The 11,607-nt window shown below is 53.8% G+C and carries 10 protein-coding genes and 1 pseudogene; 4 read left to right on the forward strand and 7 right to left on the reverse strand.

Features of this window, described 5'->3' with window-relative positions; all coding sequences use genetic code 11:
- Nucleotides 1-12 precede the first annotated feature (12 nt).
- Complete coding sequence (locus ACR0NE_RS07990) at nucleotides 13-726, reverse strand: response regulator (protein WP_170597884.1); 714 nt, start codon at nucleotides 724-726, stop codon at nucleotides 13-15.
- Entirely contained in the window at nucleotides 719-2,950 is a 2,232-nt protein-coding gene (locus tag ACR0NE_RS07995; RefSeq protein WP_255612044.1) for an ATP-binding protein, read from the reverse strand. The genes ACR0NE_RS07990 and ACR0NE_RS07995 overlap by 8 nt, the downstream gene beginning before the upstream one ends.
- A gap of 260 nt (nucleotides 2,951-3,210) precedes the next feature.
- Here ACR0NE_RS07995 and ACR0NE_RS08000 point away from each other — a divergent pair, with 260 nt between their 5' ends.
- The 4 genes from ACR0NE_RS08000 to ACR0NE_RS08015 all read left to right on the forward strand — a co-directional run bounded on the left by ACR0NE_RS08000 (nucleotide 3,211) and on the right by ACR0NE_RS08015 (nucleotide 6,447).
- Entirely contained in the window at nucleotides 3,211-4,050 is an 840-nt protein-coding gene (locus ACR0NE_RS08000; protein ID WP_170597880.1) for an alpha/beta fold hydrolase, read from the forward strand.
- 63 nt (nucleotides 4,051-4,113) lie between these two features.
- Nucleotides 4,114-4,944, forward strand: a complete 831-nt coding sequence (locus tag ACR0NE_RS08005; protein ID WP_170597879.1) for a class I SAM-dependent methyltransferase — start codon at nucleotides 4,114-4,116, stop codon at nucleotides 4,942-4,944.
- Nucleotides 4,945-5,061: 117 nt separating this feature from the next.
- Nucleotides 5,062-5,421: a group I truncated hemoglobin gene (locus ACR0NE_RS08010; protein ID WP_170403431.1), complete on the forward strand. Its 360-nt coding sequence runs from the start codon at nucleotides 5,062-5,064 to the stop codon at nucleotides 5,419-5,421.
- Nucleotides 5,422-5,424: 3 nt separating this feature from the next.
- Nucleotides 5,425-6,447, forward strand: a complete 1,023-nt coding sequence (locus tag ACR0NE_RS08015; RefSeq protein WP_170396212.1) for an adenylate/guanylate cyclase domain-containing protein — start codon at nucleotides 5,425-5,427, stop codon at nucleotides 6,445-6,447.
- A 123-nt stretch (nucleotides 6,448-6,570) separates the two neighbouring features.
- Here the strand turns inward: ACR0NE_RS08015 and ACR0NE_RS08020 are convergent.
- The 5 genes and pseudogenes from ACR0NE_RS08020 to xylF all read right to left on the reverse strand — a co-directional run.
- Nucleotides 6,571-6,921 (reverse strand): annotated as a pseudogene (locus ACR0NE_RS08020) (DDE-type integrase/transposase/recombinase); the annotation flags it as partial.
- A gap of 91 nt (nucleotides 6,922-7,012) precedes the next feature.
- A complete protein-coding gene (xylA, locus tag ACR0NE_RS08025; RefSeq protein ID WP_170597877.1) occupies nucleotides 7,013-8,320 on the reverse strand; it encodes a xylose isomerase in 1,308 nt (435 codons plus the stop codon).
- Nucleotides 8,321-8,329: 9 nt separating this feature from the next.
- Entirely contained in the window at nucleotides 8,330-9,133 is an 804-nt protein-coding gene (locus ACR0NE_RS08030) for an ATP-binding cassette domain-containing protein (RefSeq protein ID WP_170379765.1), read from the reverse strand.
- Entirely contained in the window at nucleotides 9,133-10,431 is a 1,299-nt protein-coding gene (locus tag ACR0NE_RS08035) for a sugar ABC transporter permease (RefSeq protein WP_170396208.1), read from the reverse strand. The genes ACR0NE_RS08030 and ACR0NE_RS08035 overlap by 1 nt, the downstream gene beginning before the upstream one ends.
- Before the next feature lie 60 nt (nucleotides 10,432-10,491).
- Nucleotides 10,492-11,511, reverse strand: a complete 1,020-nt coding sequence (gene xylF / locus ACR0NE_RS08040) for a D-xylose ABC transporter substrate-binding protein (protein ID WP_170597875.1) — start codon at nucleotides 11,509-11,511, stop codon at nucleotides 10,492-10,494.
- Nucleotides 11,512-11,607 lie beyond the last annotated feature (96 nt).

The raw sequence follows: 11,607 nt of genomic DNA on the forward strand, positions 1-11,607 counted from the left end.
GAACGGCAAACCCTATTTGGGATCATAAACATAACCTATACCCCGCACGGTTCTGATGATTTCCGGCTTTTCCGGGTTGGTTTCAAGCTTCCGGCGCAGTCTGGATATTCTGATATCAATGCTGCGATCGAACGGATCCCAGGACCGGTCGTGCGCTTGTTCTAGCAACTGATCACGGTTCAAAACACGCCCTTTGTTTTCAGCAAACACCTTGAGCAGACTATACTCCATCGCCGTTAGCGGGACCTCGGATCCATCCGGCGCAAGAAGTTTGGCTGCCTCTTTATCCAGCGTGTAGTCGCCAAAAAGGGCCAAATTGCCTTCGGAGGCATCTGCAGGCAGACTTTCGTTGATGGCCCCTCGGCGCAATAGGGCCTTGATCCGCGCTTCCAGTTCCCGAAGATCAACCGGCTTTCCAAGATAGTCATCTGCCCCCATCTCAAGCCCGATGATCCGGTCCACTACATCGCCTGCTGCAGTCAACATGATCACGGGCGTCGTGTTTTCAGGACGAAGCGATCCGAGGATCGAAAGACCGTCTTCCTTTGGCATATTGATATCCATGATCATGACATCAACAGCACGAGAGGAGATGACAGACCGGAGCTCTTCTCCGCCAGCGGCTGCAGAAACCTCGTACCCGCGTTTGCTCAGATATTCCTGAAGCATCTCGCGCACGTCGATCTCGTCATCGCAAACCAGGATATGGGTTTTCTGGTCATTCATCCGTTTGATCCTTCTGATCGGCGAGCAGCTTTCCGACAAGTATTCTCAGTTCCGAAGGCGAGACGGGTTTTTCCAGATAGGGCAGACCGGATTCCTTCAGCAGTCCCAATGAGCTTTCACCCATGGTGTCCCCGGTGATGTATGCTGTCCGGGTCAGCATTTTCGGAAAACGCGCCACCAGCGCCTCATAAATCTTGCGTCCGTCAACACCGGGCATGTTCATATCACTTAGGAATACATCGTAGTTGGCGGACTGCAGTTGCCTGAGCGCCTCTTCCCCTGAGGTAACGAAATCAACGTGAAAGCCATCCTTCCGCAGTATCTCGGCATTGATCTCACCCACTTCGACCTCATCATCCACGACCAATGCACGGTGCTTGGCAAAATTCGCGGCGGGTTCGGGTTTTTCTTCAGCCACATCATTTTGCATCTTTGCGACGGGCAGAGTTATCCGGAAGCAGGTGCCGGACACTGCGGCCTGATCAAGCCTGATCTGACCGCCATGGGACAGAATGATCCGGTGACAGAAAGCAAGCCCGATCCCGGTGCCGTCACCCACCTCCTTTGTGGTGAAGAACGGCTCGAAGATACGTGCGCGTATGGCTTTAGGGATACCGGGGCCATTGTCCTGAACCGTGATCTCAACCATTCCGGTGTCAGGCTTGACCTCGGCAGACAGCATGATCTGGTCGCCGATGCCGGATGCGGTCATGGCCTGCTCGGCATTGATGATAAGATTCAAGACGACTTGCGTAAGCTGGTCCGCATCCCCGGCAACTGCGGGCAGGTCTTCTGGCACACTTTGCTCAATGCGAATTTCGCCTGATGAGCTACCGTACCCGGCGACATCCGCAGCTGTTTCGATCATGCTGGGAACATCAACCTGCTCGATCTTGCTGGGCTGCTGACGCGCCATCGCCAGAAAGGTCTTTACAATCTTCGCGCAGCGTTCTGCAGCATTGCCGATTTTTTCAATCCTGACACCGAGGTCGGGGTCGGAAATTTCTTCCTTCAGCATCAACGAATGACCCACAACAACCGACAATGGATTGTTAAGCTCATGCGCCACACCCGCGAGTAGTTCGCCAAGCGCAGACATCTTTTCGTTCTGGAACAGCAGCTCTCGTTGCTTTTCAAGCTCAGCCTCAATGGCCAATTCATCGGTCAGATCGCGGGTATTGGAAACGATTACTTCTTCACCATTGAACTCGATCAGCCGTGAAGAATCCGCCCCCCAGAACTTTCGTCCGCTTGCATCGACGAACTCCATACGCCGATCCTTAAGCGCCCCCGCTTGCCGGAGGTCTTTCAGGTACCGTTGGCGCTCATTCGGATCCGCATAGTAGGATTTCGAACTTTCTGCATCACCAAACAGCGCCTTTATCTCGGGCGTAGCAAACAGCACCTCGCCGGTGTCGGCATGCGTCATGTTGATGGCTGCTGGATAAGCCTCCATGACCTGACGGATCAAGGCATCAGCCTCTTTCTGGACGGTTAGATCGATCACGCTGGTCACGATGACTTCTTCGCCTTTGTAATCGATCAATTGAGACGAAATCGACGCAGGGAAGGTTTTGCCAGCCGCATTAATCAAGTCGAGCTTGTAGTCATCGACACGACCATCGGCCAGAAGCTGGGTTACAAAATCCGCGCGCTCTTCCGGCTTTTGATAATGCTGTTTTGCAGATTTGGAAGGTCCGAACATCTGCAGCGCAGCAGGCGTGCGATACAAGATCTGTCCATCACCAATCCGCGCCATAGTTACGATTGCCGAACTGGCATCCAGCACCTTTCGGATCAATAGATCGCCGTCGCGCTCTTCGACCTCGGCTTGTTTGCGTTCGGTGATATCCTCACGCGTGACGACAAATCCGCCGAACTTGGTGGGATGAACAGAAACCAGGTAGGTGCGCCCATCCGTTTCCATCAGCTCAAAGTCTTGGATGAACTCGACCCCATTAGCCAACCGGTCCGAAACCCACTGCTGTTCATTGCCGATGGCCTCGGCGTAAATTCCCCGGCGCGCCGTCTCGCGCATCAGGATTTCCCAGTCCAGTCCGGGTTGCAGCAGGTCGGCAACCCCCTTGTTCATCTCGGCATATCGTTGATTGAACAGGACAAGGCGGCGATCATCATCATAGAGGGCGAACCCTTCTTTGAGAGATTCGATCGCATCACGAAGAAGGTCCCTCGCCTTCTCGATTTCTTCAAATTCGTTCGCCATGCCCATCGTCATCCTGAATTTTTAGGATACCATTGTTTCAATGCCATTTCAAAATCAGCATCGCGTGTTTCAATTGTTTCAATAGGTGCCAACTCAGCCAAGTACCGGCCGATAAACCTGTTTGTTTTTGAGCCGGATAGCAAGTTGTGTGACCTGCTTCACAGAGCAACAACTGAAACACTTGGCACCGCTTCCAGACATCACAATGAAACATAGAAAGGTCAGTTATTGCCCATCTTAAGTGCGATTGGGTAAAAACGATGACTATTTCATTTAGAACTACTGAAATGATTAACGCGCCTATTTTTGCGTTGCATTCTTCGGCGTCCAATAGTGGGCAATGGAACCAACTGGCGGCGGATCTGGAAGGTCGCTTTAGTGTTCACGCTGTTGATCTTCCCGGGTACGGTCGTAGCCCGTTGACTGGAGATAACTCTCAAAACGGTGCGGCGTTTTCTGCCATATCGGTAATCCGCGAAATCGAAGCGCTGGGACGCCCCGTGCATCTGGTTGGGCATTCCAACGGCGGAGGCGTCGCCATCAAGGTCGCGTTGATGCGTCCTGATCTTGTCAAAAGCCTGACGGTATATGAGCCTGCAGCCTTTCATTTTCTGCAGGCTGGCAATGATGTCAGCAAGAAACTGTTCGGGCAAATCCAGCTTCTCGCGGGTGTGGTGAGCGCCGCAGCAGCGGATGGCGATGCCGCTGCTGGTATGCATCACTTTTTGGATTTCTGGAACGAGAAGGGGTTTTGGAACTCGCTGCCCGCGCAGGCCCGAGACCGGTTCATTGGGATGATCCCATCAGTCATGTCTGATTTTGCAAAAGGTTTTGCTGAAACCTGGCAACTGAAGGACCTGTCCAAGCTTGATATACCGACGTTGGTAATGACTGGTTTGGAGTCACCTGAGATTGCGCAGCACGTCTCAGTTGAGATCGCGAAGGCTTTGCCCAATGCGCGGATCGCGTTGCTGCCCGAGCTGGGCCATATGGCGCCGGTCTTCCAGCCCGAATGGATCAACGCAAGGATTTTCGAACACGTGGCCAATGTGGAGCGGCCCGTTGAAACTGTCAGCTGGCCAGAACGTCAAGCTGCCTGACCGGGGCCGCATTTAGCAATGCGGCCTTCATCAAACCACTGCTACATCAAAAGGAGCAATATCATGGGTATTCAAACATCGATCAACGCCACCACAGACTTTGCGGCAATCAAAGCAAAGCAAAACGTCGCCTGGGGCTCCGGCGACTACAGCAAAGTGGGTGTCACCCTTCAAATTACGGGTGAAGAACTGGCTGAAAGCATGGATCTGATGCCCGGTTCCAAGGTACTGGATGTCGCCGCCGGGAATGGTAATGCCACCCTGGCCTTCGCCCGGCGCTTTTGTGATGTTACATCGACCGACTATGTAGAAGCCCTGCTGGACGCCAGCAGCCAGCGCGCCAAAGCGGAAGGTCTGTTCGTGACCTACAAGGTTGCCGACGCCGAAAACCTGCCTTTCGATGATCAATCCTGCGACGCGGTGGTTTCGACGTTCGGCGTGATGTTCACACCGAACCAACAACAATCAGCAGCAGAGCTGCAACGGGTCGTCAAACGCGGCGGCAAGATTGGTCTGGCCAACTGGACGCCGGACAGCTTCATCGGTCTTCTGTTCAAAACGATCGGTAAACATGTGCCTCCGCCTGCTGGCGTAAGCTCTCCGGCTTTGTGGGGCAGCCGGGACTGGATTGAAGAATCCTTCGGATCGCACAGCACCATCGTTTCGTTCCGACGCAAGAACTTCATGTTCCGCTACCGTTCAGCCGAACACTTCCTAGAGTATTTTCGGACTTTCTATGGTCCGATGCAAAAGGCCTTCGATGCACTGGACGCACCGGGACAAGAGGCGCTGCAGCGCGATATCATGGCCCTGATCGAGAAGTTCGATATCTCAGGCAATGACACACTTTGCATCTCATCCGAGTACGCTGAAATTGTCATGCAGCGTGGCTGAGATCGTGAATCACTGGCTCATCGTTCTTTGACCCAACCGTCAAAGAACGATGAAGATTACCCGGTGTAGTCGATCCACCATTTTCTTGGTATTAGTTTGTTTAAGGGGGATTTTGTTATGGCCGAGCGCACACTTTATGAAAAATACGGTGGGTTTTCACAGATCAGCAAGATCGTGTTCTCGTTCTATGACATCCTGCTGGACAATGACGAGGTTGGACCCTTCTTCGACAACGTGGATATGAGCCGCATGGTCGACCATCAGACCAAGTTCATAGCGTCGCTCCTTGGTGGTCCGGCCTCCTACACCGACAATCAACTGCGCCAGTTACACTCTCATCTCGCAATTACGGATGACCATTTCGACGAGTTGGAGGTCGTGCTCCGTGATGCTTTGCAAAGACACGGCGTGGATGCCGAGGATATCGATATCGTTGTCGCGGAATTCAGTAAACGTCGCCCCTTGATTGTTGGATAAATCATGACCATCGAAGCCATCAATGAACAGCTCCTTCGCGCGATTGGTGTGGGCGTTGCCCTACTGGACCGTCAATCGCTGAAGTTTGGGTTCCGCAATGATACGTTTGACGAGTGGTTCAGTGCCGATGGCCCTTCAGACCAATTGCAGCAGCTCTTTCCTGATCTGGATATCGACACAGTGCAAACAAGCCTGTCCGGCACCGGGCGGCATACATCAGAAATCACGTTCAAAAAGAAACGCCGCACACTGGTGATCGCACTCGATTTCACGGTCGCGCACGACGATGTGCTGGTTCTGGTATGTCAGAACATCACCCGTATCAAAGAGCTGGAGTCCATGATCGACTCCTATTCGATGATGGTCGAACGGAACACCCGCGAGTTGAAGCGGGAAAAGGAGCAGGTTGAAAAACTGCTGCTAAATCTGATGCCCCGGTCGGTCTACGAAGAGTACAAGACTTTCGGCGTGGTCACGCCACAACTCTATGACCCCGTCTCCGTCCTGATGCTCGATTTCGTGGGGTTCACGGATATGGTCGCCTCGCAGGACCCAAGCGTCACCGTCACTGAGCTGAACGATATTTACAGCGCGTTTGATCGCATAGGTGAGCAATTCGGTTGCGAACGGATCAAGACAATCGGAGACGCATATATCACCGTCGCTGGTCTGCCCGATCCGACTCCGGATCACGCCAAGGCAATCGCAAACACAGCCATTCGTTTCGTACGCTATTTGACCCGCCGAAACCTGAGCCATCCGCATCAGTGGCGGTGCAGAATCGGACTGGCCACGGGATCGGTAGTCGGGTCGGTCGTTGGCATCCAGAAGTATGTGTACGATATCTTTGGTCCGGCTGTGAATCTGGCCTCCAGACTTCAGGAATTCTCTGACCCGATGCAGATTTCAGTCCAGGACGAAGTCGCGCAGGTCCTCAAAGATCAGTTTGACCTTGAGAATGTCGGTGCGCGAACAATCCGTGGGTTTGGAGAGCAAGACATCTGGCGCTTGTCCGACGATAGCTAAGCGTCAATGCCCGCTGTAATCCTTTGTTCGCACTAAATGGTGACTGATCACTGCAGTGACTACAGTAGGCTGTTTACCCAGCCCCAAAACCACTGATCTTGATCCCGAAATAAGCGGCTACTCGTTTGGGCGTTTGGTGACAACGGTTTCCAGCACCTCGCCTTCGTGATCAACAACCCGCCAGAGGCAATGTCTCTTGCCATTCACCTCCACAAAATCTCGTCGGCGTGCCACTTCCATATCGAGAGTGCGCGCAGTTGTTGCATCCGCATTCTTCGGATCTCAGAGGCAAACATCGGACCGAACCTGTCCCAACAGTAGCAGTCGGTTTCTTGACTCAGGTCGATGCCTCGCTCGTGCAACAGATCTACGGCATTCCAAAGCGAGAGCGGGAATCGGATGTACAGCATCACGGTCAAGCGGATGATCTCAGAACCGGTTGTTATAGTATTTGAAAGATGCAGGTCTGGTCATGGGCAAAAGCTACGCAACACCCCTACCCCGCCCAAGCAAAGCTCTTCTGACAAGATTCTTTTGACAGTTCCCCGATTGCAGTTTTCCTTGGTCACACAAACCTGTTCACATAATTCTCCAGAATCTCCTGACGCCCAGATTGTGGTTTCGGGTTGGTATTTTCCTGCAGAACCCGGGCAGAAATCTCTTCCAGACTGCTACCCAACATAGAAACTGCTTTCGGCGTGTTCCAACCGGAATACCGTTCCGTCAGCGCGTCCTCCAAGCCACCGTCTTCAATCATAGCAGCCGCAGCTTTCAAGCCCCGTGCACAAATGTCCATTCCGCCGACATGGGCTGCAACAAGATCTTTTGCATCAAGCGATTGCCGACGAATTTTGGCGTCAAAATTTGTGCCCCCAGTTGTAAAGCCACCAGCTTTCAGGATGTAGTAATATGCCAAAGCAACCTCTGGCGTGTTGTTCGGGAACTGGTCCGTATCCCATCCGGATTGGTAATCGTTTCGGTTCATGTCGATCGAGCCAAGCATCCCTTCGGCAGCGGCGACCGCAATTTCATGCTCGAAACTGTGTCCGGCCAGGATCGCATGCCCCTGCTCGAGGTTCAACTTGACCTCGTCCTCCAACCCGTACTTCCTGAGAAATCCAATACAAGTCGCGGCGTCGTAGTCGTATTGGTGTTTGGACGGCTCCTGAGGCTTGGGCTCAACGAGAATAGTTCCTTTGAACCCAATCTTGTGTTTGTATTCAACGACCATGTTCAAGAAACGGCCCATGTGGTCCAACTCGGTTTTCAAATCCGTGTTCAACAGGGTTTCATAGCCTTCTCGGCCACCCCATAGAACGTAGTTTTCTCCGCCGAGCTTGTGGGTCGCATCCATGCAGGATTTCACTGTCGCAGCTGCAAACGCAAAAACGTCGGGATCAGGATTGGTACTGGCACCAGACATCCAGCGACGATGGCTGAACATATTGGCCGTGCCCCAAAGCAGCTTGGTGCCAGACACCTGCATCTTTTCACCGATATAATCGGTGATATCTTCTAATGTGCGCAGGTTATCGGCAAAATTTCCCTGTTCGGGCCGGATGTCAGCGTCGTGCCAGCAAAAGAATGGCTGCCCCAAAAGCTCAAACAATTCGAATGCAATATCTGCCTTCTGACGGGCCCGGCCCATATCGTCCTGAGGATACCATGGGCGTTCGAACGTAGGTCCACCAAAGGGGTCTCCGCCCTCCCACGCGAATGAATGCCACCAGGCCACAGCAAACCGCAGATGGTCCTCCATACGCTTGCCCATGATGATTTCATCCGGGTCGTAGTGACGAAAGGCCAACGAGTTCTTGCTATCCACGCCTTCAAACTGGACCTTCTCTATCCCTTCAAAAAATCCACTTGGCATTTCTGCCCCCTACTCTGCTTTTTGTGCTGGCTGCTTGCCGAGAATGATCATCGACAATAGATCGTCATCAGTTACATCTGCGATATCGACCGTCCCAACCAGTTTTCCGTTCTTCATGACCGATGCGCGGTCGCACAGTTCCATGACGGCATGCACGTCGTGATCGATCAGAAATATCCCGATGCCTTGCGCCTTTAGCTGGTGGATCAGATCCGCCACCATCTGAGTTTCATGTGGCCCAAGCGCTGCTGTGGGTTCATCCATGATCAGGATACGGGCGTTGAAATAGACCGCGCGCGCGATGGCCACCGATTGCCTTTGACCGCCGGATAATGCGGAAACGGGATCATTGAACTTTTGAAAGTTCGGATTGAGCTGCGCCATGATCTTTCGGCACTCGGCCTCCATGGCTGCGTCGTTGACCAAGCCAAAAGGCGTCGTCATCTCGCGCCCCAGGAACAGGTTTGATGTCGCGTCCAGATTGTCGGCCAAGGCGAGCGTCTGATATATCGTTTCGATATTGTTCGCCCGGGCGTCACGGGGATTGCCAATCTCGACCGGCTTGCCATCGATCAGAATCTCGCCGTGGTCCATCTGATAGGCGCCGGACAATACCTTGATCAACGTGGACTTTCCGGCCCCGTTGTGGCCAAGCAGGCCAACGACTTCACCCGGATAGAGATCGACCGACACATGGTCGACGGCCTTGATCCCACCGAAGGAAATCGAGATGTCGCGCATCTCGACCAATGGCGGCGCGCCTGAACCGCGCCCAGTGCCAGAAGGTTTTTTCTGCGTATCCTGAGCTTGCATCACTTTGCCCCCAGTCGCTTGCGGTAAACGATGTCGATATAGACGGCCAACACGAGGACGCTGCCGACGACGATGTTCTGAAACGGCGCGTCAACGCCAACCATTGCCATGCCCGATTGCAGCGCCTGCATGATCAATGCACCCAGGATCGCGCCATAGATGGTGCCGATGCCGCCTGACAATGCGGTTCCTCCGATCACTGCAGCTGCTATGACCCGAAGTTCGTCGAGCGTACCAATGTCGTTCGAATGGTTCGCCAAGCGAGCCGAGGCGACCACCGCGGACACCGCGCACAAGAAACCCATCAAAGCAAAGATTTTCACGGTCAGCAGCCGAGTGTTGATACCCGAAAGCTCTGCCGCATCCGGGTTGCCGCCAGTGGCAAAGATGTAACGACCAAACCGGGTTTTTCGCGCCACAATTGTCAGCGTGACAGCCACGATGATTAGGATGAGTACAGAAATCGGTATGCCGTATCCGACGACCAGCCCCTCTGGCATTGTCTCTCCGCGCGCTTCGAACATACGTTGCAGCCGCCGCGTTGGTATGGCGTAACTGTTTACGATGTAAACGTACCCAAGGATGGCGATTGCGATTATCCCGGCCAGAGTGGCCTCGGCCCAGACAGGTTTGACGGGGAATCCATGTGCCGCCTTTGCGCGACGACTGCTCCACAAAGCCCAGATCGCGATTGCGGTAGCAAACAAGCCGAACAGCCAGCTTGTCGTCGTTCCCAATGTCCCGTTGGTCCCGCCAAACATCAGGAATGTACTATCCAAAGGACCAATCGTCTGACCGCTGGTCAAATACCACGCCACATTTCTCCAAACCAGAAATCCACCAAGCGTGACGATGAAGGCTGGTATCGTCAGGTATCCGACCATCCAGCCATGAAACGCACCAATCAGCGTGCCGACAAACAGCCCGACAACAATGGTGATCGCCCAGGTTGCTGGATTGTTCAAACCCATCCCAAGGACTTGTGGCAACAGCTCGGTTTGCGTCATCGCCATCACGGCCGAGGTTGTTGCCAGCAGTGCACCAACCGACAAGTCGATGTGCCGTGTGACGATAATAAATACCATCCCGCATGCCATAATGGCGACCGAAACCGTTTGGATGGACAGGTTGAACAGGTTACGAGGGGTCAGGAAGCGCCCATCTGTGAAGATGTTGAACCCGATGCACAGGATGACAAACGCGCCGATCATTCCCAAAAGCCGCATATCCAGTTCCAGTTGCTGGAACAGGCTGGGTTTCGCTTTTTCAGGTACCGGCTGAGACGAAGTTTCGGTCATTTCCGATCTTTCATATTCAGCAATAGTCCCCGGCCCAGACGGGGCCAGGGACTTTGAAGTTTAGTTGCAGGGAGCAGGTCCGTTTTCAACGCCCTGACACAGATCTTCCAATGGGATCCATCCAGCGTCCACAACAACGGATAGGTTGTCCTTGGTGATCGGAACGGGCGCGAGGAAGACCGAGTTCATCTCGGTGCCACCAGGGGATGTCCAGCTCACTGCGCCTTCGACGTCAGCAGGGCTTGTCCCTCCGCTCAGTGCGACTGCGATTTCGCCAGCGGCCTTTCCGAGTTCACGAGCGTCCTTCCATACCGAAACGGTTTGAGTGCCCAGCGCAACGCGGTTCAACGCTGCGTGGTCGCCATCCTGACCTGACACCGGAATGCCTTCCATACCCTGTGCTGTTAGGGCCGCAACAACACCGCCTGCAGTACCGTCATTCGACGCAACGACTGCATCCACGTTGTTCTCGTTCGCGGTCAGGATTTGTTCCATGTTCCGCTGCGCGTTCGCGGGCAACCAACCATCTGTGTAGGCTTCACCAACGATCACGATGTCACCGTTGTCGACGGCTGCTCCGATGATCTCTTGCTGACCCCCGCGCAGGAAATCTGCGTTCGGATCAGTAGGAGAGCCTTTGATCATCACGTAGTTGCCTTTGGGCATGGCCTCAAAGACAGCCCGAGCCTGCATTCTGCCGACTTCCACGTTGTCGAAGGTCAGATAAAATGCTCGGTCGTCCTCGATCAGACGGTCATAGGCTATCACAGGAATACCTTCGTCCGCCGCGGCCTGAACCGCGGGACCAATGGCCTGCGCGTCCTGCGCTAGGATGATAAGCGCGTCCACACCCTGGGCGATCAGGCTTTCGATGTCCGATAGCTGCTTTGCGGAGGACGATTGCGCGTCTGCCGAAATGTACTCGGCACCGCCTGCTTCAAGTGCCGACTTGATGGCCGCTTCGTCTGTTTTCCAACGCTCCTCCTGAAAGTTTGACCAGCTTACACCGACCACTGGCTCTGCGAATGCGGTCGAAGCCAACAAAGTGGCCACAGCCGAAAAGCTGAGAATTCTCTTCATGATTTCCTCCCATTTGCCGAGCCATCGCACTTCGATTCGCGGCTCTCACAAATTTGAATACCATATTTATTTCAGCCGGTAAAATATTTAGTCTGT

Source organism: Ruegeria sp. C9 (genome assembly GCF_056537585.1).